The sequence below is a fragment of the Saccharothrix sabaoui genome (assembly GCF_051756985.1).
Classification (GTDB): Bacteria; Actinomycetota; Actinomycetes; order Mycobacteriales; family Pseudonocardiaceae; genus Actinosynnema.
Map to the genome: position 1 here is coordinate 1 of NZ_JBPKJK010000125.1, position 26,973 is coordinate 26,973.

General features: G+C 72.3%; 26 protein-coding genes. 14 read left to right on the forward strand and 12 right to left on the reverse strand.

The annotated features are described in order from the left end of the window. Window positions 1-37: 37 nt before the first annotated feature. Both ACR807_RS30250 and ACR807_RS30255 read right to left on the reverse strand, forming a co-directional pair. Window positions 38-796, reverse strand: coding sequence for a hypothetical protein (locus ACR807_RS30250; RefSeq protein ID WP_438924861.1), 759 nt, complete (start codon window positions 794-796; stop codon window positions 38-40). Between the two features lie 7 nt (window positions 797-803). Beyond that, on the reverse strand, window positions 804-1,721 hold the full coding sequence (locus tag ACR807_RS30255) for an ABC transporter ATP-binding protein (RefSeq protein ID WP_438924862.1): 918 nt from the start codon (window positions 1,719-1,721) through the stop codon (window positions 804-806). 210 nt (window positions 1,722-1,931) lie between these two features. On the opposite strand from ACR807_RS30255, the gene ACR807_RS30260 reads away from it, so the two are divergent. Then, a complete protein-coding gene (locus ACR807_RS30260; RefSeq protein WP_438924863.1) occupies window positions 1,932-2,366 on the forward strand; it encodes a PPOX class F420-dependent oxidoreductase in 435 nt (144 codons plus the stop codon). A 149-nt stretch (window positions 2,367-2,515) separates the two neighbouring features. Here the strand turns inward: ACR807_RS30260 and ACR807_RS30265 are convergent, their stop codons facing one another. Then, window positions 2,516-3,310: an HAD family hydrolase gene (locus ACR807_RS30265; protein ID WP_438924864.1), complete on the reverse strand. Its 795-nt coding sequence runs from the start codon at window positions 3,308-3,310 to the stop codon at window positions 2,516-2,518. 50 nt (window positions 3,311-3,360) lie between these two features. Here ACR807_RS30265 and ACR807_RS30270 point away from each other — a divergent pair, with 50 nt between their 5' ends. The 3 genes from ACR807_RS30270 to ACR807_RS30280 all read left to right on the forward strand — a co-directional run bounded on the left by ACR807_RS30270 (window position 3,361) and on the right by ACR807_RS30280 (window position 6,141). Further along, window positions 3,361-3,936, forward strand: a complete 576-nt coding sequence (locus tag ACR807_RS30270) for a TetR/AcrR family transcriptional regulator (RefSeq protein ID WP_438924865.1) — start codon at window positions 3,361-3,363, stop codon at window positions 3,934-3,936. Next, complete coding sequence (locus ACR807_RS30275) at window positions 3,929-4,840, forward strand: SDR family oxidoreductase (RefSeq protein ID WP_438924866.1); 912 nt, start codon at window positions 3,929-3,931, stop codon at window positions 4,838-4,840. Before ACR807_RS30270 ends, ACR807_RS30275 begins: the two co-directional genes overlap by 8 nt. Before the next feature lie 335 nt (window positions 4,841-5,175). After that, a complete protein-coding gene (locus ACR807_RS30280; protein WP_438924867.1) occupies window positions 5,176-6,141 on the forward strand; it encodes a nitrilase-related carbon-nitrogen hydrolase in 966 nt (321 codons plus the stop codon). A 70-nt stretch (window positions 6,142-6,211) separates the two neighbouring features. Here the strand turns inward: ACR807_RS30280 and ACR807_RS30285 are convergent, their stop codons facing one another. The 3 genes from ACR807_RS30285 to ACR807_RS30295 all read right to left on the reverse strand — a co-directional run bounded on the left by ACR807_RS30285 (window position 6,212) and on the right by ACR807_RS30295 (window position 8,787). Further along, window positions 6,212-6,868 (reverse strand): response regulator, encoded by a 657-nt coding sequence (locus ACR807_RS30285; protein WP_438924868.1) that lies wholly within the window; start codon window positions 6,866-6,868, stop codon window positions 6,212-6,214. A 9-nt stretch (window positions 6,869-6,877) separates the two neighbouring features. Continuing rightward, window positions 6,878-8,044: a sensor histidine kinase gene (locus tag ACR807_RS30290; RefSeq protein WP_438924885.1), complete on the reverse strand. Its 1,167-nt coding sequence runs from the start codon at window positions 8,042-8,044 to the stop codon at window positions 6,878-6,880. 182 nt (window positions 8,045-8,226) lie between these two features. Beyond that, window positions 8,227-8,787, reverse strand: a complete 561-nt coding sequence (locus ACR807_RS30295; protein ID WP_438924869.1) for a hypothetical protein — start codon at window positions 8,785-8,787, stop codon at window positions 8,227-8,229. A gap of 86 nt (window positions 8,788-8,873) precedes the next feature. Here ACR807_RS30295 and ACR807_RS30300 point away from each other — a divergent pair, with 86 nt between their 5' ends. From ACR807_RS30300 to ACR807_RS30330, 7 genes are all read left to right on the forward strand, one after another. Next, window positions 8,874-10,391: a dynamin family protein gene (locus ACR807_RS30300; RefSeq protein ID WP_438924870.1), complete on the forward strand. Its 1,518-nt coding sequence runs from the start codon at window positions 8,874-8,876 to the stop codon at window positions 10,389-10,391. Next, window positions 10,364-10,783, forward strand: coding sequence for a nucleotide exchange factor GrpE (gene grpE, locus ACR807_RS30305; RefSeq protein WP_438924871.1), 420 nt, complete (start codon window positions 10,364-10,366; stop codon window positions 10,781-10,783). Before ACR807_RS30300 ends, grpE begins: the two co-directional genes overlap by 28 nt. Further along, a complete protein-coding gene (locus ACR807_RS30310) occupies window positions 10,780-12,597 on the forward strand; it encodes a dynamin family protein (protein ID WP_438924872.1) in 1,818 nt (605 codons plus the stop codon). Before grpE ends, ACR807_RS30310 begins: the two co-directional genes overlap by 4 nt. A gap of 95 nt (window positions 12,598-12,692) precedes the next feature. After that, window positions 12,693-13,385 carry a DUF6802 family protein gene (locus ACR807_RS30315; protein ID WP_438924873.1) on the forward strand — a complete coding sequence of 231 codons (693 nt, stop codon included), beginning with the start codon at window positions 12,693-12,695 and terminating at the stop codon, window positions 13,383-13,385. Between the two features lie 87 nt (window positions 13,386-13,472). Next, window positions 13,473-13,745, forward strand: coding sequence for a GNAT family N-acetyltransferase (locus ACR807_RS30320; RefSeq protein ID WP_438924874.1), 273 nt, complete (start codon window positions 13,473-13,475; stop codon window positions 13,743-13,745). Between the two features lie 460 nt (window positions 13,746-14,205). Further along, window positions 14,206-16,017: a phosphoenolpyruvate carboxykinase (GTP) gene (locus ACR807_RS30325; RefSeq protein WP_438924875.1), complete on the forward strand. Its 1,812-nt coding sequence runs from the start codon at window positions 14,206-14,208 to the stop codon at window positions 16,015-16,017. 296 nt (window positions 16,018-16,313) lie between these two features. Continuing rightward, window positions 16,314-16,631 carry a hypothetical protein gene (locus tag ACR807_RS30330; protein WP_438924876.1) on the forward strand — a complete coding sequence of 106 codons (318 nt, stop codon included), beginning with the start codon at window positions 16,314-16,316 and terminating at the stop codon, window positions 16,629-16,631. 93 nt (window positions 16,632-16,724) lie between these two features. Here ACR807_RS30330 and ACR807_RS30335 read toward each other — a convergent pair whose 3' ends face one another. Both ACR807_RS30335 and ACR807_RS30340 read right to left on the reverse strand, forming a co-directional pair. After that, window positions 16,725-17,555 carry a septum formation family protein gene (locus ACR807_RS30335; RefSeq protein ID WP_438924877.1) on the reverse strand — a complete coding sequence of 277 codons (831 nt, stop codon included), beginning with the start codon at window positions 17,553-17,555 and terminating at the stop codon, window positions 16,725-16,727. A gap of 5 nt (window positions 17,556-17,560) precedes the next feature. Continuing rightward, window positions 17,561-18,823 carry a PA0049 family protein gene (locus ACR807_RS30340; RefSeq protein ID WP_438924878.1) on the reverse strand — a complete coding sequence of 421 codons (1,263 nt, stop codon included), beginning with the start codon at window positions 18,821-18,823 and terminating at the stop codon, window positions 17,561-17,563. 412 nt (window positions 18,824-19,235) lie between these two features. Here ACR807_RS30340 and ACR807_RS30345 point away from each other — a divergent pair, with 412 nt between their 5' ends. The 3 genes from ACR807_RS30345 (at window position 19,236) to mctP (ending at window position 22,034) form a co-directional block, all read left to right on the forward strand. Further along, window positions 19,236-19,937, forward strand: a complete 702-nt coding sequence (locus ACR807_RS30345; RefSeq protein ID WP_438924879.1) for a GntR family transcriptional regulator — start codon at window positions 19,236-19,238, stop codon at window positions 19,935-19,937. 193 nt (window positions 19,938-20,130) lie between these two features. Continuing rightward, entirely contained in the window at window positions 20,131-20,397 is a 267-nt protein-coding gene (locus ACR807_RS30350; RefSeq protein ID WP_438924880.1) for a DUF3311 domain-containing protein, read from the forward strand. 2 nt (window positions 20,398-20,399) lie between these two features. Next, window positions 20,400-22,034: a monocarboxylate uptake permease MctP gene (mctP, locus tag ACR807_RS30355; RefSeq protein WP_438924881.1), complete on the forward strand. Its 1,635-nt coding sequence runs from the start codon at window positions 20,400-20,402 to the stop codon at window positions 22,032-22,034. Here the strand turns inward: mctP and ACR807_RS30360 are convergent. Genes ACR807_RS30360 through ACR807_RS30375 form a run of 4 tightly spaced genes read right to left on the reverse strand, consistent with a single transcriptional unit; the run spans window position 22,012 to window position 26,967 of the window. Further along, entirely contained in the window at window positions 22,012-22,935 is a 924-nt protein-coding gene (locus ACR807_RS30360; RefSeq protein ID WP_438924882.1) for an ROK family protein, read from the reverse strand. The two genes, mctP and ACR807_RS30360, sit on opposite strands and share 23 nt — an antisense overlap. Before the next feature lie 42 nt (window positions 22,936-22,977). After that, window positions 22,978-25,302, reverse strand: coding sequence for a hypothetical protein (locus ACR807_RS30365; RefSeq protein ID WP_438924883.1), 2,325 nt, complete (start codon window positions 25,300-25,302; stop codon window positions 22,978-22,980). 49 nt (window positions 25,303-25,351) lie between these two features. After that, the gene (locus ACR807_RS30370; RefSeq protein ID WP_438924884.1) at window positions 25,352-26,146 is read right to left on the reverse strand and encodes an amino acid ABC transporter ATP-binding protein; all 795 of its coding nucleotides are present in this window, start codon (window positions 26,144-26,146) and stop codon (window positions 25,352-25,354) included. Beyond that, window positions 26,143-26,967: an amino acid ABC transporter permease gene (locus ACR807_RS30375; protein ID WP_438924886.1), complete on the reverse strand. Its 825-nt coding sequence runs from the start codon at window positions 26,965-26,967 to the stop codon at window positions 26,143-26,145. The genes ACR807_RS30370 and ACR807_RS30375 overlap by 4 nt, the downstream gene beginning before the upstream one ends. Between the last annotated feature and the right edge of the window lie 6 nt (window positions 26,968-26,973).

Consider the following 26,973-nt stretch of genomic DNA (forward strand, 5'->3'; position numbering starts at 1 on the left):
GCACGACCCCCGAAGACCGTGCCGCCCGGTTTCCCCCTTACGCGTCCCGCCGCTTCACGACCACCAGCGAGATGACGTAGACGACGAGCGCGATGCCGGCGAAGTAGGCGAACGACCCCCACGGGCTCAGCTCGCCGATGGCGGGCGGCCCGGCCCCCTCCGGGATGGCGCTCGCGTCCGGGTCGCCGAAGATGAACTTGCTGGCCACGGTGAACGGCATCCACTTCTGGATGTCGTCGCCGATGTTCGGGATGAACCCGACCACGCTCTCGATGACCAGCGCGAACACCAGGATGATCGACACGGCGCCCGCGGTCTGCCGCACCAGCGCGCCGACGCCGAGGGCGAGCAGCGCGCCCGCCGCGTAGACGAGGCCGACGCCGGCGACGTGCCGCCAGTCGTTGGACGACGACAGCGCGAGCTGCGAGGTGTCGTCGGCGAGCAGCCAGCCCAGGCCCCACGAGCCGAACGCGGCGGCCTCGCCGACCAGGGCGGCGAGCAGCATCACGACGACCGCCTTGGCGATCATCGGTGAGATGCGGTCCGGCACGGCCTGGAACGTCGACTTGATGGTGCCGAAGCGGTACTCGGTGGTGACCGCCAGCGCGGCCATCACCATGATCACGTACAGGCCGAACGTGTGCGTGAACACCGCGCCGATCACCGGCAGCGGGCCGGTCCAGTTCGCGGAGATCAACGCGGTGAGGCCGACGGTCAGCCCCAGGGCGAGCAACATGCACCACCACGGCGAGCGGGTGGAGAACAGCTTGATCCGTTCGACGGCGAGCAGAGTCATCGTGGTGTCACTTCCCCTGGGCGATCTCGGCGTGGTACTCGACGGAGTCGCCGGTGAGCTGCATGAACGCCTGTTCGAGCGAGCCGCGCTGGGGGCTCAGCTCGTGCAGGACCACCCCGGCGGCCGCGGCGACGTCCCCGATCTGGTCGCTGGTCGCGCCCGACACGGTGAGCGACGCGTCGACGTCCTCGCGGACCGTGAAGCCCTTGTCGACGAGCATCGCGCCGAGCTTGTCGGCGTGCGGGCTGCGCACCCGGACGGTGTTCTCGGTCGCCTGCTCGACGAACTCCGTCGTGGTCGACTGCGAGATCAGCTTGCCGCGCCCGATGACCACCAGGTCCTGCGCGGTGACCGCCATCTCCGACAGCAGGTGGCTCGACACCAGCACGGTGCGGCCCTCGGCGGCCAGGCCCTGCATGAACTGCCTGATCCAGAGGATGCCCTCGGGGTCGAGGCCGTTCACCGGCTCGTCGAACAGCAGCACCTGCGGGTCGCCCAGCAGGGCGCCCGCGATGCCGAGGCGCTGCGACATGCCGAGCGAGAACGACCCGGCGCGGCGCTTGGCGACCTTGGTCAGGCCGACCAGGTCGAGCACCTCGTCCACCCGGCGGTCCGGCAGGCCGTTGGACTTGGCGAGCCACTGGAGGTGAGCCCTGGCCGACCGGTTCGGGTGCACCCACTTCGCGTCGAGCAGCGCGCCGACCACCCGCAGCGGGCGGTCGAGCTGCTGGTACGGCTTGCCCCCGATCAGCACCTTGCCCGCGCTCGGCCGGTCGAGGCCGAGGATCATGCGCATGGTGGTGGACTTGCCCGCGCCGTTCGGGCCGAGGAAGCCGGTGACCTTCCCCGGTGCGACGGTGAACGACAGGTCGTCCACCGCCACGGTCTTCCCGTAGCGCTTGGTGAGGCCGACAGCCTCGATCATGATTTCTCCCCTGGACGGACACATCCCCCGTGTTCGGGTAAGACCTTGCCCGGTCCGAGGGGTTCGACGCATCGGTCTGTAGTTGACTTGTGGGTGCGACTTCAGTCTTATCGTTGCCGCTACCTCGGTTGTACTAATCCGTGATCACCCTGAGTCGTCCCCTAGGTCGATCTCCCTTCCCTCTCAGGGGAGGCACTACCGTGTGCGCCCATGGGGTACACCGACGCGCCCGAGGGCTGGTGGCGCGAGTTCGTCGCCGAGACACCGCCACGCACCGGCAAGCTCGCCGTCGTCCGCAAGGACGGCTCACCGCACGTGACCCCCGTCTGGGTGGACCTCGACGGTGACGCGCTCGTGTTCACCACGCACCCGGCGACGATCAAGGGGCGGTCGATCGCGCGCGACGGCCGGGTGTCGGTCTGCTTCGACGACGAACGCCCGCCGCACTCCTTCGCCACCGTCTCCGGCCGGGCCGAGGTGGTGGACGACCCCGAGCGGGTCCGCTACTGGTCCGCCCGGATCGCCGCCCGCTACCTGAGCCCCGAGCGGGCCGCCGCCTTCGCCGCCCGCGACGGCGTGGCCGAGGAGGTCGTGGTGCTGGTGCGCGACCCCCGGGTGGTCGCGAAGCTCGACGTGGCCGACTGAGCCGACCCGACCGGACTGAACCGACCCGCCCGACCGGACTGAACCGACCCGACTGACCCGACTGACCTGTCCGACCGCCCCGGCCGTCCTGACCGGGGCGGCCGGGCCGACCTCGTCGGTGGTTCGGGTCGGCGACCCGGCCGGTGACCTCAGGCCGCGAAGTACCGGTCCAGCACGGCGGCGGCGCCGTCCTCCAGGACAGTCGACGTGACGGCGTCCGCCACCTCCCGCACGGCGACCGGGGCCTGGCCCATCGCCACGCCGTGCGCGGCCCACCGGAGCATCTCCACGTCGTTGTCGCCGTCGCCGATGGCCAGCGTGTCCCCGGCCGCCACCCCCAGCTCGCGCCGCAGGTCCTCCAGGGCCGCGCCCTTCGTCACGCCGGGCGGCGTGAGGGTGAGCCACGGCTCGGTGTGGTCGCGCGAGGCGGTGACGCCCGGCAGCTCGACGTCCACCATCCGCAGCGCCAGCTCCTCGGGCGTGCGACCGACCCACCGCACGACCAGGCGCGACGTGGGTTCGGCGACCAGCTCCTCGAAGGGCACCTCGCGCACGTCGCCCCACAGGTCGCCGTCCGGGAACCGGCCGAGCGACAGGTTGCCGACACCGGTCAGCTCCACCGCGAACACCGCGCCCGGCAGCAGTTCCCGCAGCCGCAGCACGGACGGGCCGGGGTCGAACGCCACCTTGCGCACCACCTCGCGGGACGTCGTGTCCCACCACACCGCCCCGTTGGAGCAGATCGCGGTCGTGCCGCGCAGGCCGAGGTCGTCGACGATCGGCCTGGTCCCGATCAGGCTGCGCCCGGTGGAGAGCACGACCCGCGCGCCGCGGTCGACGGCCCGGTGGATCGCCGCGCGCACGGCCGGCGCGACCTCCTCGCGGCCCACGGGGGTGATCGTTCCGTCGATGTCGAGGGCGATGAGGCGCGGTCTCCAGGTCACTGCGGTCACCCTACTGGCCGCCAATTAATGAACCATGGTTCAATAACCGCGTGGCACGACCGAAGACGATCACCGACGAGCGCCTCGTCACCGCTGTGGGCGAGGTCATCGGCCTCAAGGGGCCGGGGTTCACCCTCGCCGACGTGGCGGCGCGCGCGGGCGTGTCGGTGGGCACCGTGGCGCAGCGGTTCGGCTCGAAGTCCGGGTTGCTCCAGGCCCTGACCAGGCAGACGAGCGAGCGCAACGCCGACCGGATGCGCGCGGCGGCGGAGGGCCTGGCCCCGCTCGACGGCCTGCGCGCGGCGCTGCTCACCTGGCCGGCCGGCATGGGTGACCCGGCCGAGGCGCAGAACCACCTGGCGCAGCTCGGCGTCGACCTGGTCGACCCGGAGCTGCGGGCGCTGCTCGCCGACCTCTACGAGGTGACCGGGCGGACCGTGCTCGAACTGGTGCGCCGGGTCGACCTGCCGCGCGGGCCGGGCCCGGAACGCGCGGCGCGGGTGCTCACGGCGTTGGTCTACGGGGTGTCGATGGACTGGTCGATCCGGCCGCGCGGCGCGCTGGTCGATCGGCTGGCGGAGGACGTGGACGCGGTGCTGGACGCGTGGAAGGGGAGAGATGGCTGATCTGACGGGGAAGGTCGCGGCGGTCACGGGGGCGACCCGGGGTGCGGGCCGGGCGATCGCCGTGGAGCTGGGCGCGGCGGGCGCCACGGTGTTCGTCGGCGGGCGGACGACGCGGGAGCGGAAGTCGCCGATCGGGCGCGACGAGACGATCGACGAGACGGCGGAGCTGGTCACCGCAGCGGGGGGCCGGGGCATCGCGGTGCGGTGCGACTTCACCGTGCCCGCCGACGTGGACGCGTTCCGCGAGCGCGTCGAGGCCGAGGGGGACGGCCGGCTGGACGTCCTGGTGGACGACGTGTGGGGCGGTGAGCAGGACACCGAGTTCATGGTCTTCTGGGAGCAGGACCTGGAGAAGCAGCTGCGCCTGTGGCAGAACAGCGTGCAGGCGCACCTGGTCACCCTGCACCGCCTGCTGCCGCTGCTGATCAGGCGGCCGGGCGGTCTGCTCGTGGAGGTCACGGACGGCGAGGACGACGAGTTCTACTCCGGGTCGCTGGCGTACGACTCGGTCAAGGTCGCGATCCGGCGGTTCGGCACCGTGATGGCGAAGGAGCTGGAGGCGTTCGGCGGCACGTCGGTCGCCGTGACGCCGGGGTTCCTGCGGTCGGAGCAGATGCTGGAGCACTTCGGCGTGACCGAGGAGAACTGGCGCGACGCCATCGCGAAGGAGCCGCACTACGTGATGTCCGAGACGCCGCACTACGTCGGGCGCGGCGTGGCGGCGCTGGCGGCGGACCCGGACCGGCACCGGTTCAGCGGTCGGGCGCTCGCGTCGTGGACGCTGATGCGGGAGTACGGCTTCACGGACCTCGACGGCTCGAAGCCGGACTGGGGCCGCTGGTACGAGGAGGTCTTCAAGGCCGGCGTGGACCCGACAACGGCGGACGCCGCGAAGTACCGCTGACCCCGCCCGTTCTTCCGGCGTGGCCGACCCCCGGGCTTGGTCGACCCGGCCTGGGCGGTCGGCCCGCACGACTCCTCAAGCAACCGCGTAGGATTGTTCAACAATCCTAACCTGCTCGGGGCGGCCCTGTCCTACAGGCTTAGTGGTCGGCGTCTTGGTCGACTATGGATTGTTGAACAATTCTTCGATGGAACGATCGCAGGGGCGGGGCAAAAGCTCGCCCGCCGCGACTGCGGAACTCGCCGCGACTGTGGAACTCGCCGCGACCGCGTGGAACTTGCCGCGACTGTGGAACTCGCCGAAGCCGCGTGGAATTCGCCGGCTAGCGTGGCGGCATGATCCGCGTCGCTGCCGCCCAGGTCCGGTGTCCGTGGCTCGACGTGGCCGCGGGCGTTCGCAAGGTCGTCGACTTCCTCGACCTGGCCGCGGCGGGCGGGGTGGGGGTTGTCGTGTTCCCGGAGACCTTCCTCCCCGGTTACCCGTTCTGGCTCACCCAGCCCGGGGGCGTTCCCCTCGACGATCCCCGCCAGCGGCTCGCCTACGCCGCCTACCAGGAGGCCGCCGTCGAGGTGGGCGGGCCCGAGGTGCGCCTGATCACCGAGGCGGTCCGCGACCACGGCATCTTCACCTACCTGGGCATCGCCGAACGCGACCCCGTCCACCGCGCCGTCCACTGCACCCTGCTCGCCATCGACCCGGCGCACGGCGTGGTCGGCGTGCACCGCAAGCTCGTGCCTACGCCCGAGGAACGGCTCGTGTGGGCCGACGGCGACGGTCACGGCTTGCGCGTCCACGACACCGGCGGTCTGCGCGCCGGAGGTCTGCGCGCCGGAGGTCTGCGTGTCGGTGGGCTGTGCTGCTGGGAGAACTGGTCGCCCCTGGCCCGGCACTCCCTCTACGCCCAAGCACCCGACCTGCACGTCTCGGTGTGGCCGGGCTCCACCCGGCTGACCGGTGACATCACCCGGTTCATCGCGCGCGAGGGCGGCGTCCACTCGCTCGCGGCCGGCGCGGTGCTCGACTGGACCGACGTGCCCGCCGGCTTCCCGCTCCGGGACGACGTCCTCGCCGCCGGCGGCACCTCGCCCTACGACGGCGGTTCCGCCATCGCCGGCCCGGACGGCCGGTGGGTCGTCGAACCGGTGGCCGGCGACGAACGGCTGGTGGTGGCCGACATCGACCCCCTGGTCACCCGGGGCCGGCGCCAGGCCGAGGACCACGCGACCCGCTTCGGCCGGCCGGACGTCTTCCGCCTCGTGGTCGACCGCCGACGGACCTCGCCCGCCCTGTTCGAGGGGTGACGGGACAGCGGGGCGAGCCGAAAAAGCCAGGGAGGCTGAAAGGCCGAAAAAGCCAGGGAGACCGGACCGGTCAGACGTCGCCCGGCCGGACCAGGCCCGTCTCGTACGCCAGCACCACGGCCTGCACCCGGTCCCGCAGCTCCAGCTTGGCCAGGATGCGCCCCACGTGCGTCTTCACCGTCGCCTCGGACAGGAACAGCTTCCGCGCGATCTCCGTGTTCGACAGCCCCTTGGCGATGAGCACCAGCACCTCGCGCTCCCGCTCGGTCAACGCCTCCAGCACCGAGGCGTCCCGCAGCTCACCGCCGCCGTCCCCGAGGAACCTCGCCAGCAGCCGCTTCGTCACGGACGGCGACACCACCGCGTCGCCGCTGGCCACCGCGCGCAGCGCCGACACGAGGTCGTTGGGCGGCGTGTCCTTCAGCAGGAACCCGGACGCCCCGTTGCGCAGCGCCGACAGCGCGTACTCGTCCATGTCGAACGTGGTCATCACGAGCACCTTCGACGTGCCCGCCTCGGCGATCCGCTTGGTCGCCTCCACCCCGTCGAGCACGGGCATCCGGACGTCCATCAGCACCACGTCCGGCCGCAGCGACGCGGCGAGGTGCACGGCGTCCAGCCCGTCCCCCGCCTCGCCGACCACGTCGACGTCCTCCTGTGCGCCGAGCACCATCCGGAACCCCATGCGCATGAGTTCCTGGTCGTCGACGAGCAGCACCCGGATCACGTTCCCACCCTATGACGGCACGAGGGGGAGGACCGCGCGGACCCGCCACCCGCCGCCGGGGTTGGGGCCCGCCTCCAGCGTGCCGCCGAGCACGCCGGCGCGTTCGCGCATGCCGATCAGCCCGTTGCCGCCGGACACCGCGACGAGGTCGTGGGGCGTGCCGAACCCGTCGTCGGCCACCTCCACGTCCACGTGATCACCTGCCTGGGTGACGCGGACGGTCGCCGAGGCGCCCGAGCCCGCGTGCTTCAGCGTGTTGGTCAGCGCCTCCTGCACGATCCGGTAGACGCCGAGCCCCAGGCCGACCGGCAGCGCGCCCAGGTCGCCCGCGGTCTCCAGCCGCACCGGCAGCCCGGCCGCCCGCAGGTTCTCGACCAGCTCGTTCAGCTCGCCCGCGCCCGGCTGGGGCACCCACTGCGTGCTCGACTGGTCCTCCGACCGCAGCACCCCCAGCAGCCGCCGCAGCTCGGTCAGCGCCTGCCGCCCGGTCTCGGAGATGGTCCGCACCGCCGCCTCGGCCAGCTCCGGGTCCGTCCTGATCGCGTACCCCGCGCCGTCGGCCTGCACGACCATCACGCTCACCGCGTGCGCGACCACGTCGTGCAGCTCGCGCGCGATCCGCGACCGCTCCGCGCCGACCGCGATGCGCGCCTGCTGGTCGCGCTCGGTCTCCAGCAGCTTGAGCCGCTGCTCCAGCTCCGACTGGTAGGCCCGCCGCGCGCCGACGAACTCGCCCATCGCCCAGCTGAACCCGAACAGGACCGCGATGACGAACACCATGAACGCGCTCTCGGCGTTCGCCCCGATGCGCCACAACGCCCAGGTGAGCGTGCCGGCGGCCAGCCAGACCAGGTACAGCAGGCCCTGCCGGCGGCCGGCGTAGGCCACCACGGTGTAGAGGGCCACGGCCAGCGCGACGTCGACCAGCCGGAGCGGGATGCCGCCGTCGTCCAGGCCGCCGTGCGTGAGCAGTTGCAGCACGCCGCCCGCGAGGATCGCGTAGCTGCTGCCCAGCGGGTACCGGCGGCGGACGGCGATCGGCACGCTCATCAGCACGCCGACGAAGAAGAAGGTGGCGACGGGCACGGCGGTGGCGTTCACCGACAGGAACGCCAGCTCGAACACGAACAGCAACCCGGCGATCAGGGAGTCCCCGAACGCCGGGTGCGCTCGCATCCACAGGCTCAGCCGTCGCACCACGCGACCAGGTTAGGTATCCGACGAACTCCGGCGCGTCGCGCCACGGGCTGACCGCGCCTAATCCTCCAGGCGGATGAGCACCCGCCCGGAGGAGCCGGCGACCGCCGGCACGACCGCCGGGTGGTCCGGCAACACCTGCCGGACCACCCGGTCAACGCTTATCGGATCGTCTTGACCTGCGTCGGGTCGACCTGCTGCCCGGCGGTCGGGACCGACGCGGGCCCGGCGACGGGTGCACCGGCCGCGGGCGGGTCCACCGGGGTCGCGGTCGGCGCGGACGCGGCGGCCGACGTGGTCGTCGGGTACGCCAGCGGCTCGGCCCGGTTCTGCGCCGGGACCCGGTGCGCCTGCTCGAACTGCCGGTGGTCCTCGGCCATCTCGTCGGCCAGCTGCTGCTGGAGCTGCCGGTCGCGGATGCGGCCCAGGATGACCATGGTCACCGCGTGCACCAGTGCCAGCACCAGCAGCACGACGCCCAGCTTGACCACGACGTCCTTGACCGGGTCGCCGGTGTCGACCGAGATCATCGACACGAGCGCCAGCAGGCCGAGCACGACCAGGTGGAAGAGAACGGTGGCGAGGCGGGTCATCGACCTGGCCGCCTCGGGATCGCCGTACGCGCGGTTCATGTAGCCCTTGCCGCTGCGGTAGATCAACTGGCCGTCGATCAGCACCAGCACCACGCCGAGCAGCAGGAACACCGCATAGCCCTGTTCCATGACGTGACCTCCCTCGTTGCCGCCGGAAATACCCTGAAAGAGGCGTTCACAAACCGGGCGTCACCCGCACGTGGCACGATTCCGGCGTGACAGCCCAGGCCCAGCAGCTCGCCGGCCCGCTCTCGGCGGCGGTCGCGAACCTCTGCGCCGGCCTGGCGCCGCAGGTCTCCCCGGCCACCGCCGCCGGGTTCCGCGAGGTGCTGCGCAGGCTGTCCGCGCCGTTGCAGGTCGCCGTCGCCGGCCGGATCAAGTCGGGCAAGTCGACGCTGGTCAACGCCCTCATCGGTCGCCGGGTCGCCCCGACGGACGTGGGCGAGTGCACGCGGCTGGTGACCCGCTTCCAGTACGGCACGGTGGACCGCGTCGAGGTCGTGTTCACCGACGGCCGCAAGCAGGTGCTGCCGTTCCAGGCGGACGGCTCCATCCCGCCCGACCTGGGCGTGGACGTCGAGCGCGTGTCGCACGTCGAGGCGTACCTGACCAACGCGGTGCTGCGCGACCTGACCGTGATCGACACGCCGGGCCTCGGGTCGCTCGACGCCGCGTCGGTGGCCCGCACCGAGGCGCTGCTGAGCGGCGAGCTGGACCCGGTGTCGCGCAACGCCGTGGCCGGCGCGGAGGCCGTGCTGTACGTCGTCACGCAGGGCGTGCGGCAGGACGACCAGCAGGCGCTGGCCGCGTTCACCGCCGCCACCGCGAGCCGCGAGGCGGGCCCGGTGAACGCCATCGCCGTGCTGAACAAGGCCGACACGATCGCCCCGGAGACCGTCGAGGGCGCGGACGGCGACACGTGGAAGGCGGCCGTGCTGCTCGCCGAGCGCCAGGCGCTCACCCTCAAGCCCCGCGTCGCGGACGTGCTGCCGGTGATCGGCCTGGTCGCCGAGTCCACCGAGACGGGCGGCTTCACCTCCGCCGACGCCGACGCGCTGCGCAGGCTCGCCGAGCTGGACGACGCCACCCGCGAGACCATGCTGATCTCGGCCGACCTGTTCACCACCTGGGAGTGCGACGTGCCGGCCGGCACCCGCGCCCGGCTGCTGGAGAAGCTCGACCTGTACGGCATCGGCAAGGCCCTCGAAGCCCTCGACGCCGAACCGGGCATCACCGCCGGGGCGCTGCGCCGCACGCTGCTCGACGCGTCCGGCCTGCACGGCGTGCGCGCGAAGCTCAACGCGGTGTTCCGGTCGCGCGCCGACGGCATCAAGGCCGCCGCCGCGCTGGCGTCCGTCACCGCCCTGGCCGCCGCCTCGGGCGACCCGGGCGAGCGGCAGCGCGTGCACGACGCCATCGAGGTGCTGCTGGCCAAGCCGGAGGCGCACCAGCTGCGGCTGCTGGAGGCGTTGACGCTCGTCGCGTCCGGCGCCGTGGCGATGCCGAACGACCTGGTGGAGGAGGTGCTGCGGTTCGGCAGCTCGCCGGACCTGGCCGAGCAGCTCGGCCTGCGCGGGCGGCCCCACCAGGAGCTGATCGCGTACGCGCTGGAGCGGGCCGGCTGGTGGCGGTCCTTCGCCTCGTTCGGCGCCACGCCCGCGCAGAGCCGGGTGGCGCACGTGGTGCACCGGGCGTACTTCCTGATGTGGCAACAACTGCGGGGGCGGCGATGACCGGACCAGGGGGAACCGGACCGGGCGAGAACGGAACGGCGGGGGGCGCGCCGGCGTCCGATGACGCTGTGGAAACCCTCATCGCCGGTGAGCTGCTGGACCAGGCGCTGGCGGAACGGCGCGCGCTGGTCCAGCTCTGCCTGTACGCCCTGGACCGCGCCCGCAGCTCCGGCGTCGTGGAACGGCTCGAAGAGGGCCTGGCGGGCATCGGTGTGACGGCCCTGCGCCCGGACGGCGAGCGGTTCGACCCGTCGCGGCACGAGGCGGGCGGCACCGTGCCGACGCGGGACGCGTCGCTGGACGGCGTCGTCGCCGAGACCGAGGTGGTCGGGTTCGCCGACCGCGGGCGGACGCTGCGCGCCCCGGTCGTCACCGTCTACACGGCGCGATGACGACCCTCCCGCAGGTGGTGCGGCAGACCAGGGAGAAGCTGACCGCCCTGGTGCGGTCGCTCGACCCCGCGGCGGCGTCGTTCGTCGAGACCCGGCGCAGCGGCCCGGCGTCGGTGGTCGTCGTCGGCGAGACCAACCGCGGCAAGTCGTCCCTGGTCAACGCCCTGCTGGCGACGCCGAACCTGTCACCGGTCGACGCCGAGGTGGCGACCGCGACGTACCTGGTGTTCCGGCACGGCGCGGAGTGGTCGGCGCGCGCCTGCTACGCCGGGTCGATGTCGCCGGTGGAGTTCGACCGGTCCGAGGTGGTCAACTGGGTGTCCGCCGCGCACGACCTGCCCGAGGGGATGCTGCCGCCCCGGTACGTGGAGGTCGACGCGCCGATCCCGCTGCTGGAGCGCCTGTCGGTGGTCGACACGCCCGGCGTCGGCGGGCTCGACTCGGCGCACGGCGAGCTGGCCGCCGAGGCCGCCGCGAACGCCACCGCGCTGCTGTTCGTGGTCGACGCGTCCGCCCCCTTCACCCGCGGCGAGCTGGACTTCCTGCGCTCGGTCGGGGAACGCGTCGAGACCGTCGTGTTCGCGCTGACCAAGGTCGACCGGTTCCGCGGCTGGCGGCAGGTGCTGGAGGCCGACCAGGCGCTGCTCGCCGAGCACGCGCCCCGGTTCCGCGGCGCGGTGTTCCACCCGGTGTCGTCGCGGATGTTCGAGATGGCCGCCCAGGCGCCCAACCCGGACGCGGCGGCGATGCTGCGCGAGCGGTCCGGCGTCGGCGAGCTCCAGGCGGCGTTGCAGGAGCTGGTGGTCGGCCGGGCCGCGATGCTCGGCGAGGCGAACGGCCTGCGCGCGCTCGCCACCGTGCTCGACGAGCTGATCGCCCGCAACGAGGCGGACAAGCGCGCGCTGTCGTCCGGCGAGGAGGAGGCGGAGTCGCTGCGCGACCGCCGCGACGAGCTGAACTCGCAGCGCCGGTCGTCCACGCGCAGCTGGCAGGTGCGGCTGCGCGGCGAGGTGCAGCGGGCCCGGGTGGAGGGCGCGCACGAGGTCAGCAGGCAGGTCCGCGACCTCCAGACGTGGTTCCGCACGGCCATCGACGCGGCCGACCGCGACCGGCTGGCCGCGCTGCCGCAGGAGGTCGACACCGCGTTGCAGCTGCTGTCCGGGCGGATCAGCGCGGGCCTGGGCACGCGGTTGGCGCGCGTCGCCGACGCCGCCCTGGCCGACCTGTTCTCCCCGGAGGAGCTGGCCGTGATCCGGGGCCAGTTCGCGCGCGGCGCGACCCCGCCGGTGGTGCTGCGGCCACCGGAGAAGCGCGCGCCGACCGCCGAGGACAAGCTGCTGGTGTTCATGGGCGTGTCCGGTGGCATCGGCGCGGGGCGGTTGGCGGCCCTGCCGCTGGCGGGCCTCGGCGTGGCCGCGCTGAACCCGGTCGTGCTGCCGGTGACGCTCGTGCTCGGGCTGGGCGCGGGCTGGTGGATGGCCCGCACCCGCAAGCACTCGGCCGACAAGCAGCACCTCAAGCAGTGGTTGTCCGACGCCATCGCCGACGCACGGTCCACGATGGACCAGCTGGTGGCCGAGCAGCTGATCGAGGCCGAGCAGCAGCTGTCGCTCGCGCTGGACGACGCGCTGGGCAAGCGGGTCGACGCGATCGAGGGGGAGCTGCGCGAGGTCGACCGGGCGCTGCGCATGGAGGCCGGCGAGCGGGCGAAGGCGCTCCAGGCCGTGACGAGGCGGCTGGCCGAGCTGACCGCCGGGCGGGCCAAGGTCGACGAGCTGCTGACCCGGATCAGGGCCGTGCGCGACCGCGCGTGACCACCCGGTCGGCCGATGTGCGGAGAACTACCCCATCGGAACCGAACGGGCATAACGTGAGTCCTACCGGTACAGGACGCGGGAGGGTGGGAACGGTGTACATCGACGAGACAGGCGCGACCGACGGCGAGCTGAAGGTCACGGTCGGCGACGAGGAGTACACCGCCGAGGCGAACTACGACCTCGACGAGGACGGGGTCGAGGAGAGCGCGGTCGTGGAGACCGACGACGGCGGTCACCTCGCGTTCAGCGACACCGACGGCGACGGCGACGCCGACCTCATGAGCACCTTCGACGCCGACGGCGAGCTGACCTCGCGGGCGACGTTCGACGAGGGGTCCGGCGACTGGGTCGCCGTCGACCCGTCGGACGACCACGACCAGCGGACCAACAGCAACGACGGCAGGTCGATGACCGTCGACGTCGAGGACGGCGGCGTGCAGGAGGTCGGCCCCGCCACCGAGGACACGGACGGCGACGGCCGGGCCGACACGGCGGTCGTGCGCGACGAGCAGGGCGACACCTGGCTGTTCACCGACGCCGACGGCGACGGCGACGCCGACATCGCCACCGAGATCACCCAGGACGGCGAGGTCACCGTCTCCCGGCACACCGGCGAGGACGAGTGGACCCAGGTCGAGCACGGCCGCATCGGCGAGGACGGCAAGTACGCGCCGGACAGCGACGAGGTGTGGGCGGCGGACGCGGAGCCGGTGGAGCGGAAGGTCACCGTGTCGGGCGTCGTGCGCATCGACTCCGTGACCGGGCAGTGGATCAGCCCGAACTGACCGGGGTGGCGCGCCGGTGCTGATCCGACCGCTCACGGCCGACGACGTCCCCACCGTCGTGGAGTTCTCGCTCCGCGCCTGGGCCCCGTGTTCGCCTCCTTCCGCGCCGTCGGGTTCGTCGGCGTGCGCGTCTCCGACGGCGAGATCCACACGCCGGCCGTGGACCCGGAGCACCAGCGCCGGGGCATCGGCACCGCCCTGACCGACCACGCCACCGAACGGCTGCGCGCCGCCGGGGTGGTCCTCGCGGTCGTCGGCACCGGCGGCGACCCGGGCCACGCCGCCGCCCGCGCCACCTGCGAGAAGGCGGGGTCCACCCCGTTCCCGCAGGTCCGGTACTACAAGCGGCTGGACCGGTGACCGCCCGCCCGGCGCGCCCGACCCGGCCGGTACTTCCCTTGCGGCGCAACGGAAAGCGCGGCGGGCACAGTTGTCCGGCCCGTTCCTGAATCCTTCGAGAAATTCGGACTTATCGGCGCGGCAATTCTTGTACGTGAACATGAGAGCGCTCTCACGACGTAACGAGCTGGTCACCCGGTCGTGTGGTGATCGACGCACCCGGGTGCTCTTGCATTCTGCGGACTAAAGCGCGGGTCACAGCCCGGTTTTAGAGTGATCGGGTGCTGAATCGATTCCAGGATCGGTTTTGTGAGGCAGCCGACAGGTCAGATGCGCGTTACCGGGGATTAACCCGGCTAGCCTCCGTCTATCCCCTTAATCGGCACGCCCTCCACCGGGCGGGCGGAGCCATTCCCGAGGACGTCCCACCCGGACACCGGCGTCCACCGTGGGCTGGCGCTCAGCTAGGAGACGAGACGAGATGACGGCAGTGACCATTCCCGGTCTCGACCAGGCACCCACCGACCACCCGCACCTGCTCGCCTGGGTGCACGAGGTCGCCGAGCTGACCTGCCCCGACGAGGTCGTCTGGGCCGACGGTTCCCAGGACGAGTGGAACCGCCTGACCGCCAAGCTCGTGGACGCGGGCACGTTCGTCCCGCTGAAGAAGAAGCCCAACTCGTTCTGGGCGGCGAGCGACCCCACCGACGTGGCCCGCGTGGAGGAGCGCACGTTCATCTGTTCCGCGGACCCGGCCGACGCCGGTCCCACGAACAACTGGATGGACCCCGCCGAGATGAAGGCGACGATGACCGAGCTGTACCGCGGGTGCATGCGCGGTCGGACGATGTACGTCATCCCGTTCTGCATGGGCCCGCTGGACGCCGAGAAGCCGATGCTGGGCGTGGAGATCACCGACTCCGAGTACGTCGTCGTCTCCATGCACATCATGACCCGCATGGGCACGAAGGCCCTGAACCGATTTGGCGACGACGCCGAGTTCGTCAAGGCGCTGCACTCGATCGGCGCGCCGCTGGAGCCGGGCCAGGAGGACGTCCCCTGGCCGTGCAACGAGACCAAGTACATCACCCAGTTCCCCGAGGAGCGGACGATCTGGTCGTTCGGCTCGGGCTACGGCGGCAACGCGCTGCTGGGCAAGAAGTGCTACTCGCTGCGCATCGCCTCGGTGATGGCGCGCGACGAGGGCTGGCTCGCCGAGCACATGCTGATCCTCAAGCTCACCTCGCCGGAGGGGAAGGCGTACTACGTCGCGGCGGCGTTCCCCAGCGCCTGCGGCAAGACCAACCTGGCGATGCTGGAGCCGACCATCCCGGGCTGGAAGGTCGAGACCCTGGGCGACGACATCGCCTGGATGCGCTTCGGCGAGGACGGCCGGCTGTACGCGGTCAACCCGGAGAACGGCTTCTTCGGCGTCGCCCCCGGCACCGACTACCACACCAACCCCAACGCGATGCGCACCATCGAGAAGGGGAACTCGCTGTTCACGAACGTCGCGCTGACCGACGACGGCGACGTGTGGTGGGAGGGCATGGGCGAGCCCCCGGCCCACCTGACCTCGTGGAAGAAGCAGGACTGGACGCCGGGCGGCGAGGAGCTGTCGTCGCACCCGAACTCCCGCTACTGCACGCCGATCGACCAGTGCGACATCAAGGCGCCCGAGTGGGACGACCCGAAGGGCGTGCCGATCTCGGCGATCTTCTTCGGCGGTCGCCGGGCCACCACGATCCCGCTGATCACCGAGTCGCGCGACTGGCAGCACGGCGTGTTCATGGGCGCGACGCTGTCCAGCGAGACCACCGCGGCGGCCGTCGGCAAGACCGGCGTCGTGCGCCGCGACCCGATGGCGATGCTGCCGTTCATCGGCTACCACGCCGGTGACTACTTCCAGCACTGGATCGACACCGGCAAGTCGGCCGACGCGGACAAGCTGCCGAAGATCTTCTACGTCAACTGGTTCCGCCGCGGCGAGGACAAGCGCTTCCTGTGGCCCGGGTTCGGCGAGAACTCGCGCGTGCTGAAGTGGGCCGTCGAGCGGCTGGAGGGCAGGGCCGCCGCCGTGGAGACCCCGATCGGCCACGTGCCGACCGCCGCCGAGCTGGACCTCGACGGCCTGGACGCGCCGCGCGAGGACGTCGAGGCGTCGCTGGCGTTCGACGCCGACGAGTGGCGCGCCGAGATCCCGATGATCGAGGAGTGGTTCGCGAAGATCGGCGAGAAGGTGCCGACCTCGCTGCGCGACGAGCTGGAGGCGCTGAAGCAGCGGCTCGGCTGAGCACCTGGCGTGGGCTCCCCGGACGGGGTGCCCGGTACGGGACCCCGGTGGCCAACGGCGCCCACCGGGGTCTCTTTTTGGTTGCCCAGCGTGATTACCGGCGCGTCCGGGCGTACCAAGGAAGGGTGACCCAGCAGGACGACTTCCTCGGTGGACTGCACTACGACGGCCCCCGCGACCCGGAGCCTCGACCCGCCCGGGAACCCGACAGGGGACCCGTCCGGGGGACTGTCCGCCACCACCCGGCTGACGGTCGGTTTGGCCCGGCGCGGAAGCGGGTACCAGCGTGGTGGCACGTGGGCGGGGTCGTCCTCGGTGCCTTCGCGGCGCTCGTCGCGGTCTTCGCCTGGGGCTACGGGATCGACCAGTTCGACGAGGTGCGGTCGCGCGGCCTGGTGGCGCTGGGGCTCGGGGGCCTCCTGGTGGGTCTGGTGTGCCTGGGGAGGCTGTCCCCAGCCGCGCCCCTCACCGCCGGCGTGCTCGCGCTAACCGGCTCGGTGCTGCACGAACTGGGCGAGGTCACCTTCTTGCCCGTGCTCAGGGCCGTGTTCGGCACCGGCGCGCCGATCTTCGCCGGGGTCCTGCTGATCGTCCTGGCGTTCCGCCGGAGGTAGTTGTCCACAGGTTGTGGATGAAGCTGTGCACAGCCTGTGGGTCGGCTGGTGACGGCTCCCGTGACGAATCGCGGTGAGGGCGGATGCCCGCCGTCAGGCCGGCAGCGGGTTCGCGCCCAGGCCCCACAGGCGGCCGGTGAAGGCGCGGGTCGCCTCGGCGTAGCAGACCGCGGACGTGAAGCCCTCCGACCACGCCTGGCTGCCGAACGCCCGCCACGAGGCGAACACGTCCGGGCGATCCGCGCCCACGTAGCTCCGGACGGCCCGCGCGCAGTGCTCCGCCGCCCTCGCGTTCACCTGCTCGGGTGAGGGCGCGGGGTCGCCGGGCGCGCCCAGGGACAGCACGCCGGGCACCGCCTCGGCCTTGTGCGGCTGGTCGCAGCCCGTGATCGCGGCGTCCCGGTCCACGCCCGGCGACGCCGCCGCGCACAGCTGCACCGTGCTGAACCCGGCGGCCTTCAGGAGGTCCTTCGCGCTGCCCGTGCGCTGTGCCCGCGACCCGTCCGGCTCCACCTCCACCACCGCGCACGCGCGCCACCGGTCGCCGCGCGCCCAGCCGTCGCGGCTCGGCCAGAACGCGTGCGCCTGGAGGCGGGTGGCGTCGTGGTCGGCGCTGCCCAGGTAGGCGGCGAGGGCGGCGCGGCAGGGCGGCAGGACGGCGCGGCGCAGGTCGCGGTCGGCCGGGTACGCCGAGCCCAGCTCGGGCAGTTGCCCGACCTCGGTGACCTCCGCGTCGTGCCGCTGCGCGCAGTCCACGACCTCGACGCCGGTGTTCGTGCACTGGCCGGGTTTCGGCAGCTCGTCGGGGGTCGGCGTGATCGAGGGGCGGACCACCTGGGCGTCCGGCACGCCCTCCACGTGGACCGTGCAGGCGGCGAGCGACAGCGCGACCAGTGCCGCGACCGCCGCCCGCCAGCGCCTCACGTCGATCAGGTTACCGACACCAGCGCGACCACCTGGTCGGCGATGGCGCGTCGGTCGCGCTCGAAGGCCGCGTCGGTGAGCGCGGCCGGGTCGACGGGCTGGCCGAGGACCGGGGTGTGCAGGTGGCCGCCCGCGACGGTGGTGGCGCCCAGGCCGAGGCGGAGCCGGTTGGCCCGGTACATCGACTCGTTGGACAGGTAGTCGCCGCCGCTGCCCTGGGCCGCCGCCGCGCCGGGGGTCGGTTCGTCGGAGCGGCAGTCGGGCGTGCCGGTGCCGGGGAACGTGCCGACGGGCCACTCGCAGAACGACCGGTTGAACAGCACCGGGAACGGGGTCGTGCCCGCGCCGGTCATCCGCTCGTGCGGCAGCGTCGTCTCGATGAACTCGACCGCGGGTTGCGGCAGGCCCGCCGCGTCCGGGGCCGGGCCGACCGCCGACACGTCGTTGTTGTCCCAGAACCCGCCGCGCCACCGCCCGGCCCACCGCTCCACGTCGAACTGCCCGGGACGACCCTGGCTGACCGTGACGAGGCTCTGCGCCCCCGCCCGCATCGCCCCATCGTAGAATCGTTCAACAATCCCCTCGTCAAAAGTTCCCCACAGCACGGGCAACACCGCCGCCTGGAAAACAACGCGCCCCTGCGGGGTGTCGACGACCCTCCCGTCGAGCCGCAGGGCGGCCGCGCCGGACGGGTTGCTGCGCCGCACCGAGGTGCCGCTCAGCTGGAACGGGTCGAAGCCGGTCACCGCGACCCGCTTGGCGCCGTCGCCGAACGCGACGTCGGACACGCCGCGCGAGGCCAGGTCGAACGCCTGGACCAGCCGTGCCCGGTCGCTCGTGGACAACGTGAACCGGGGCGCCCACTGTCGGAGCGCGCGGGTCCCCAGGAGGCGGGCCCAGTAGAGCGGGCGGTCGTCGTAGGAGTCCCACGCCTGCGCGGACTGCGCCCGGCGGACGGCGGCCCGCCACAGCTCCGTGCCCGCGGAGGAGGCGAGCTGCTGGGCCCGGCTCCGCGTCCCGGTCGCGCACAGCCGGGTGGTGAAGGAGGTGACGTCGTCCTCGAAGCCCGCGAGCCGCACCAGTTCAGGCCCCACCGGAGGGCCCTCGGGCGTCAACCGGTCGACCAGGCGCCCCTCCTCGACGGTGATGGGAGCGCTCTCGTTGAAACAAGCAGCCGCTGCCTGCGCCTGCGCCTGCGCCTGTGCGACGGCGGGTAAAGCCGGTGCGAGGGTCAGCCCGAACGCCAGCCCGAAGGTCAGTGGGATCACTGCACGGAGTCGTCTGATCACGCGACGATGCTTCCGGAGTCGGGGCGAACGCGGAACCCGTACATCGGACCCCGGCCTTCACGGACAAGGACGCGGCCCTCCAGGGCGGAACTCCCGGAAACAGCGGCGATCAAGCCCCACCCGGAACCGGCCCACCAGCGGCCAGCCGCCACCCCCAAGCCAGACCACTGCCCGCGGCCAACACCCGATCCGGCCGGGCTGTCGGCGGTCAGGCATTCGCCCGGCCGGGCCGCCAGGGGTCGAAGCCCTCGCCCAGGTCCGAGTCCAGGTCCGAGTTCAGGTCCGAGTTCAGGTCCATCGGGCCGCCCCTTCCCGCCGAAAGTTCATCATAGGATTGTTGAACGATCCTTCAATACTTCATTTGACTCGTTGAGGAGTAGGGTTGTTCAACATGACGACCGTCGACGCAGACGACTGGCTGGGCGCACTGGCCAAGGACCGCGGGGACATCGACCGCTCCAGCACCGCGGAGCGGGTCGCGGACAAATTGCGCTCCAGCGTGCTCGACGGCGACATCAGGCCCGGCCAGCAGCTCAACGAGAAGGCGCTCGGCGACGCCCTCCGCGTCTCCCGCAACACGCTGCGCGAGGCGTTCCGCCTGCTCACCCACGAACGGCTGCTCGTCCACGAGTACAGCAAGGGCGTGTTCGTCCGCCGTCCCGACGAAGCCGACATCGTCGACCTCTACGCCGCCCGCAAGGTCATCGAGTGCGGCGCCCTCCGCCAGTGGACCAAGGCCCCGGAAGAGGCCAGGCAGGCGGTCCGCGACGCCGTCGCCCTCGGCAAGAAGCACGCCTTCGCGGGCGACTGGACCGGCGTCGGCACCGCGAACATCAGGTTCCACCAGGCCGTCACCGCCCTCGCCGGCAGCGCCCGCCTCGACGCCGAGATCAAGCGCCTGCTCGCCGAGCTCCGCCTCGCCTTCCACATCATGGGCGACCCGGAGGAGTTCCACCGCGACTACCTGCCGCTGCACGAGATGCTCGTCGCCCAGCTCGACGTGGAGCGCGACGTCCCGGAGGCCGAGGCCACCCTCCTCACCTACTTCGAGCGCGCCGAGCAGCACCTGGTGGCGGGACTCCGCGGCGAGTGACCCGGGCGGGGTAGCCCGGGCAGGTGGCCCAAGCGGGTGACCCGAGCGGGATGATCATCATCGAATGATCACCCCTCGGTCACGATCCAGCTACGTCACCGAGGGGTAATGCGCTCGACATGGTGACGACGCTCGTCCTCCCGGCCTAGCATCGCGCGACACCCCGCCACCAGGGCCGTACGGAGGGCGCACAATGCCGTCAGCTCGACAATCCAGCCTCCGCTGGAGCAACTGGAACCTGCTGCTGCTGATCCCGTTGTTCATGCTCGTCACGTCGTGGTTCAACACCGACGGGCCCAGGGTGCTCGGGCTTCCGTTCTTCTACTGGTACCAGTTCGCCTGGGTCCCGGTCGGCGTGCTGTGCGTCGGCCTGGTCTACGTGAAGACGAAGGACGAGCCCGTCGTCACCGGCAAGCCCGACCGGCTCGGTGTGGACGACCTGGACGAGGGGGGCAAGTAACCGTGCAGTGGACCGAGTTGGTCGTCTTCAGCCTGCTGTTCCTGCTGGTGACCGTGCTGGGCTTCGTCGCGGCGAAGTGGAAGGCCGGCGACACCCTCGAACACCTCGACGAGTGGGGCCTGGGCGGTCGGAAGTTCGGCTCCTGGATCACCTGGTTCCTGGTCGGCGGTGACCTCTACACCGCGTACACGTTCGTCGCGGTGCCGGCGCTGGTGTTCGGCGCGGGCGCGCTGGGCTTCTACGCCCTGCCTTACACGGTCGTGCTGTACCCGATCGTGTTCCTGCCGCTGGTGCGGATGTGGTCGGTGTCCCGCGTGCACGGCTACGTGACGCCCGCCGACTTCGTGCGCGGGCGCTACGGCTCGCACTGGCTCGCGCTGATCATCGCCGTCACCGGCATCATCGCCACGATGCCGTACATCGCGCTCCAGCTCGTCGGCCTGGAGGCCGTGCTGCGCACGATGGGCCTCAACGGCTCCGGCATCCTCGGCCACCTGCCGCTGTTCATCGCGTTCGTCATCCTCGCGCTCTACACCTACCAGTCGGGCCTGCGGGCACCGGCGCTCATCGCGTTCGTCAAGGACACGCTGATCTACATCGTGATCCTGGTCGCGGTGATCTACCTGCCGAGCAAGTTCGGCGGCTGGGGCGCGATCTTCGACACCGCGCAGGCCAAGTTCGACGCGACGCCCGCGAAGACCGACGGCGTCCTGCTCACCGCCAACAACCAGCTCCAGTACGCCACGCTGGCGCTCGGCTCGGCGCTGGCGCTGTTCCTGTACCCGCACTCGCTGACCGGCATCCTCGCCTCGCGCGGCCGCAACGTGATCAAGCGGAACATGGTGGCGCTGCCCGCGTACTCGCTGCTGCTCGGCCTGCTCGCGATGCTCGGCTTCGTGGCCATCTCGGCGGGCGCCAAGCCGATCACCAACCAGGCGACCGGCCGCCCGGACACGAACACCATCGTCCCGGTGCTGTTCGGCCAGGAGTTCCCGGCGTGGTTCGCGGGCGTGGCCTACGCGGCCATCGCCATCGGCGCCCTGGTGCCCGCGGCGATCATGTCGATCGCGGCGGCGAACCTGTGGACCCGCAACATCTACAAGGAGTACCTGAAGAAGGGCGCCACCCCCGCGCAGGAGGCCAAGCAGGCCAAGCTCGCGTCGCTGGTGGTGAAGTTCGGCGCGGTCGCGTTCATCGTGTTCGTCGACCCGCAGTTCTCCATCGACCTCCAGCTCATCGGCGGCGTCATGATCCTCCAGACGCTGCCCGCCGTGGCCATCGCGCTCTACACCCGCTGGTTCCACCTGTACGGCCTGATCGCCGGCTGGGTGGTCGGCATGGGCTGGGGCATGTGGCTGCTCTACGGCATCGGCAACCCGGCCATCGGCAAGGCGCACTTCGCCGGTTCCGCGCTGCCGCTGGGCAACCTGTCGCTGTTCGGCTGGCACCCGTTCGCCGGGTCCGCCGTGCAGATCTACGTCGGCGCGCTCGCCGTCGTGGCGAACCTGCTGGTCGCGGTGGTCGTGACGCTGATCGCCCGCAAGGCCCGCTGGTCCGGCGGCACCGACGAGACCAGCGGCGACGACTACCACGTCGACGAGGACAACCCCCGCGTCAAGGCGATCGCCGTCCACTGATCCCGAGCGCGAGGGCCGCGGCCCCCACGAGCCCCGCCCGGCCACCCAGCCGGGCGGGCTCGACCCGCAGACCGTCCAGGTAGGACAGTCCGCAGTGGTCGGCGACGGTGCGGCGGATCGGGTCGAACAGCAGCTCGCCCGCCTGCGCCACACCGCCGCCGACCACGGCCAGGTCCAGGTCCACCACGGCCGCCGTGGCCGCGATCGCCATCCCGACGGCCCGCCCGGCCCGCTCGAACGCGGCCCGCGGCAGCTCCTCGCCGGCCTGCGCCGCCGCCGCGAGCAGCGCGGCGTCCGCGTCGTCGGGCGCCTGCCACCCGCGCTGCCGCGCCCACGCCACCATCCGCGGCCCGCCGGCCACCGTCTCCGCGCACCCGCGCCCGCCGCACGTGCACGGCTCCCCGTCCGGCTCGACCACGACGTGCCCCACGTGCCCGGCGTTGCCCGTGCGCCCGCCGAACGGCCGCCCGCCGAGCACCAGCCCGCCGCCGACGCCGGTGCTGACCACCAGCCCCACCATGAACGCGCTGCCCCGGCCCGCGCCCAGCCAGTGCTCGCCGAGCGCCATGCACGCCCCGTCGCCCGCCAGGTCGACCGGCACCCCCGGCACCAGTCCGGCCACCCGGTCCCGCAGCGGGAACCCGCGCCACCCCGGCACGTTGATGGGGCTCACCGTCCCGGCCGCCGCGTCCACCGGCCCGGCGCACGCGACCCCGACCGCCGCCACCGCCTCGCCGGCCAGCACCTCGTCCACCACCGCCGCGACCGCGCCGAACGTCTCCTCGGCGTCCCCGAGCGGTGTCCCCGCCCGCACCGCGCGGCGCACCGCGCCACCCCGTTCCACCAGCGCGCCGGCCACCTTGGTGCCGCCCACGTCCAGTGCCAGCACCAGGTCCGTCACCCGATCAGGTTAGGTCACGACCGGCGCGGTCCCGGACGGCGCTCAGCGCTTGAGCATCCGGGTCAGGCCCGCCGCCACCGTGGTCGCCAGCACCCACCCCACGACGATCAGCCCCGACGCGATCCACTGCGACGCGCCCGGCGTCTGCCAGCGGTTCTTGTTGCCGAAGTCGACGATCGGCACCACCAGGTCGATGGTGAACAGCCACGGGTTCCACGGCAGGTGGTCCTGCTCGTTGATCTCCGCCAGCTCCGGCCCGGCCGCGAACCACAGGCTGCCCAGCAGCCACGTCACGACCAGCCAGCCCAGGGCCCGCGCGGGCCGGTAGCCGTAGCCGACCATCGAGCGCTGCAACCAGCTCCACAGCAGCACCAGCGGGCCGAGCAGGCGGCGGCCCTCGGCGACGGCCCGGTACCGCAGCCGCTGCTTCTCCACCAGCACCGCCGCCGCGTGCTCGTCGTTGCCGCCCGCCCGCAGCATCTCGGCGAACTGGTCGTACGGCCCCGGCCGGTAGGTGCGCCGCATCGCCTGCCGCAGCCAGCGCAGCCGCCGCTCCACCTCCTCGTCGTCGCGCAGGTCGATCGGGTGGCGCAGCGAGTCGTAGCGGAACTCCTCCAGGTCGATCCAGCCGGTCGCGGCCCAGAAGTTCTCGTTGTCGTCGAGCGACGTGCAGCGCACCTGCCGCAGCGTCACGTCGCCGCGCGGCGCGGTGATCGGGGTCAGGGTCAGCTCCTGGACCTGCATCCCGAGCAGGTTCAACGGGTGCGAGTCCAGCTTGTCGCCGAGCACCGCCCCGTCGAACGTCGCCATCCGCCCCACCTGCGCCCGCCGCGCCCGCACGCCGCCGTGCGCGACGAACTCCTTGGCGCCGCGCGCGCAGATCAGGTCGCGGCCGATCACCGCGCCGCCCACGTCGAGCGACGGCTTGCCGGCGGGCTGGTGCCGGTAGCGGCCCGGTTTGGTGATGCGGCTGCCGCGCAGGTCGAGGTTCGCGCCGACGCGCACGCCGCGCAGCTCCAGGCCGCCGGTCACCTCGACCTCGCGGGCGGCGAGGTTGCTGCCCACGTGGGAGCGGTTGCCGAGCACGGCGTCGGCGCGCGGGTTGTCCAGCGCGGAACCGTCGAGGATGAGGCTGCCCTTGACCTGGATGTCGACCATGCGCAGCTGCCCGCGCACGCGGGCCTGGCGGCCGATGACGTCGCCGCCGACCCGCGCGCCGTCCAGGTGCAGGGCGCGGCCGTGGCCGGTGGGTTCGGCGTTGCCGTGCAGGGCGCGGCCGTAGCCGGTGGGCTCGTCCAGCTCGGGGCCGCCCGCGTCGAACGCCCCGCCGGACAGCGACAGCGTGCCGCCGAGCGCCGCGTTGACCATGCGCACGGTGCCGGTGCTGCGGAAACCGCGGTCGAGCTGCACGTCGCCGTCCACGGTGAGCCGGTCGAACACCAGCGTCGCGTTCGGGTCGGCGTGCGGGTCGAGCGCGTCGTCGTCCGCCCGGCCCTCCGCCACCGCCGCCCCGCGCATGGTCAGCGCAGAGTCGACCCGCGCCCCGGCGAGCAGCACCGTGCCGAGGATCGTAGAATTGTTCAACAACAAATTCCCGCCGATGTGCAGGCCGGTGCCGTTGAATGCGTGACCCAGAGGATTGTTGAACGATCCTCCGGTGAAGTTGCAGTAGCCGCCGACGTGGGCGCTCGCCATCCGCAGCTCGCCGGTGACGTGCGCGCGCTGGCCCAGCAGACCGCCGGCGAGCTTGAGCCGGTCGGCGTGGAAGGCGAGGCCGCCCGGCGCTGGGCCGCCCGACGCCGAGCTGCCCGACGCCGAGCTGCCCTGTGTCGGGCCGCCGTGGGCTGAGCCGCCCGACGCTGGGCTGCCGGGAACTGGGCTGCCCGGCGCTGGGCCGCCGGGAACTGGGCTGCCGGGGGCGATGAGGGAGGCGTCCTGCAACGACAGGGAGCCGGCGATGTCGGCGTCCACCAGGTCGACCAGGCCCTCGACGGTGCTGCCGGCCAGGGAGATCTCGTTGCCGCTGGACAGGTTGCGGCCCAGCAGCCCGGGCAGCCAGCAGCCCGCGAACTCGATCCCGGCCAGCTTGCCCTGGCGCAGGTCCGGCGGCTGCTCGAACCGGCAGCGCACGAACTCCAGCACGTACGGGAACTCGACCGCCCGCAGGTCCAGCACCCCGGTCACGAACCGGTCCGCCACCCGCACCACCGGCGGCACGCCCGCCCGCCGCCGCGGTAACCGCCACGCCCCGTCCGCCTCGCCGACCCCGACCCCGACGCCGCGCAGCACGTCGGCCGCGGCCGTGCGGGCGGAGCGCGGCGGGCTGGGGTCGAACACGTCCAGCCCCCGCGCCCCCACCTCTGCCATGTGATCGACAATGCGGGTTCCCGGCGCTCCCGCGCAAGGAAACGGAGAACTACGCGGAAGGTCCCTGGTGCGTCGGGTCGAGCACGCGCGCCAGGAACGACTGCGTGCGCTCGTGCTGCGGCGCCCCGATGACCTGCTCGGCCGGGCCCTCCTCGACGACGTACCCGCCGTCCATGAACAGCACCCGGTCCGCCACCTCGCGCGCGAACTGCATCTCGTGCGTCACCACGAGCATCGTCATGCCCTCGTCGGCGAGCTGCCGCATCACGCCCAGCACGTCGCCCACCAGCTCGGGGTCCAGCGCCGAGGTCGGCTCGTCGAACAGCATCACGTCCGGGTCCATCGACAGCGCCCGCGCGATCGCCACGCGCTGCTGCTGGCCACCGGACAGCTGGGCCGGCATCGCGTTGACCTTCTCGCTCAGCCCGACGCGCTCCAGGTTGCGCAGCGCGACCTCCTGCGCCGTCTTCTGGTCCCGCTTGAGCACCTTGCGCTGCGCGACCACCAGGTTGTTCAGCACGTTGAGGTGCGAGAACAGGTTGAAGCCCTGGAACACCATGCCGATGCGGGTGCGCGCGGCGTCGATGTCCACGTCCGGGTCGGTCAGCTCGACGCCGTTGACGACGATCTTCCCCGCCGTCGGCTCCTCCAGCAGGTTCACGCAGCGCAGCAGCGTGGACTTGCCCGAACCGGACGGGCCGATGACGCACACCACGTCGCCGCGCTCGACCCGCGCGTCGATGCCCTTGAGCACCTCCAGCGAACCGAACGACTTCTTCAGCCCGGTGATCTCGACCGCGGGACCGCTGTCCACCGCGACCGCCTCGACTGCCGCCTCGCTCACGAGGACACCCCCAACCCGGTCGACTCCGGCGTGCTGATCTTCTTGCCGCCCGTGCGCCGCTCCAGGTACCGCGACAGGTAGCCCAGCGGCAGCGTGATCAGCAGGTAGCACAGGCCGACCACCAGGATCGGGGTCAGCGACGGCGACCGGCTGAGCGTCTCGCGGCCGAACTTGGTCAGCTCGTACTGCTCGCGGGCCAGGCCGATGATGTAGATCAGCGACGAGTCCTTGGTGAGCAGGATCAGCTCGTTGGTCAGCGGCGGCAGGATGATCCGGAACGCCTGCGGGATGACGACCGTGGCGAGCGTGCGGCCCTGGGACATGCCCAGCGAGCGGGCCGCCTCGATCTGGCCCTTCGGCACGGCCTGGATGCCCGCGCGGATCGTCTCGGCCATGTACGCGGCGCCGACGATGCCGAGCGCGAGCATGACCGTGGAGTAGATGTCGAACTGGAGGCCGAACGCGAGCGGCACGCCGAAGCTCAGCGCGATGAACACCAGCAGGGCCGGGACGCCGCGGAAGAACTCGATGTAGATGGTGGCGATCCACCGGTAGGGCGGGACCGGCGACAGCTTCATCAGCGCCAGCACGAGGCCGAGGGCCAGGCCGAACGCGAAGCCGAGCGCCGTGTAGACGAGCGTGTTCTTCAGCGCCACCGTGATGACGCTGGGGAACATCGACGCGGCGATGTCGAGGTTGAAGAAGCTGCGCTGGATCTCGCCCCAGTCGGCGACCAGCGCGAGGACGACGGCGACCACGACCAGCAGCGCGTACTGGGCCCCGCGGAACGCCTTGGCGCGCTGTCGCTTGGAGAGTGCCATGTGTGG

Bases quoted from the DNA above. Each gene is read 5' to 3' on its own strand.
- ACR807_RS30250 (WP_438924861.1), bottom strand. From the start codon at position 796: ATGACTCTGCTCGCCGTCGAACGGATCAAGCTGTTCTCCACCCGCTCG.
- ACR807_RS30255 (WP_438924862.1), bottom strand. From the start codon at position 1,721: ATGATCGAGGCTGTCGGCCTCACCAAGCGCTACGGGAAGACCGTGGCG.
- ACR807_RS30260 (WP_438924863.1), top strand. From the start codon at position 1,932: ATGGGGTACACCGACGCGCCCGAGGGCTGGTGGCGCGAGTTCGTCGCC.
- ACR807_RS30275 (WP_438924866.1), top strand. From the start codon at position 3,929: ATGGCTGATCTGACGGGGAAGGTCGCGGCGGTCACGGGGGCGACCCGG.
- ACR807_RS30280 (WP_438924867.1), top strand. From the start codon at position 5,176: ATGATCCGCGTCGCTGCCGCCCAGGTCCGGTGTCCGTGGCTCGACGTG.
- ACR807_RS30290 (WP_438924885.1), bottom strand. From the start codon at position 8,044: ATGCGAGCGCACCCGGCGTTCGGGGACTCCCTGATCGCCGGGTTGCTG.
- ACR807_RS30295 (WP_438924869.1), bottom strand. From the start codon at position 8,787: ATGGAACAGGGCTATGCGGTGTTCCTGCTGCTCGGCGTGGTGCTGGTG.
- ACR807_RS30310 (WP_438924872.1), top strand. From the start codon at position 10,780: ATGACGACCCTCCCGCAGGTGGTGCGGCAGACCAGGGAGAAGCTGACC.
- ACR807_RS30325 (WP_438924875.1), top strand. From the start codon at position 14,206: ATGACGGCAGTGACCATTCCCGGTCTCGACCAGGCACCCACCGACCAC.
- ACR807_RS30345 (WP_438924879.1), top strand. From the start codon at position 19,236: ATGACGACCGTCGACGCAGACGACTGGCTGGGCGCACTGGCCAAGGAC.
- ACR807_RS30350 (WP_438924880.1), top strand. From the start codon at position 20,131: ATGCCGTCAGCTCGACAATCCAGCCTCCGCTGGAGCAACTGGAACCTG.
- ACR807_RS30365 (WP_438924883.1), bottom strand. From the start codon at position 25,302: ATGGCAGAGGTGGGGGCGCGGGGGCTGGACGTGTTCGACCCCAGCCCG.
- ACR807_RS30375 (WP_438924886.1), bottom strand. From the start codon at position 26,967: ATGGCACTCTCCAAGCGACAGCGCGCCAAGGCGTTCCGCGGGGCCCAG.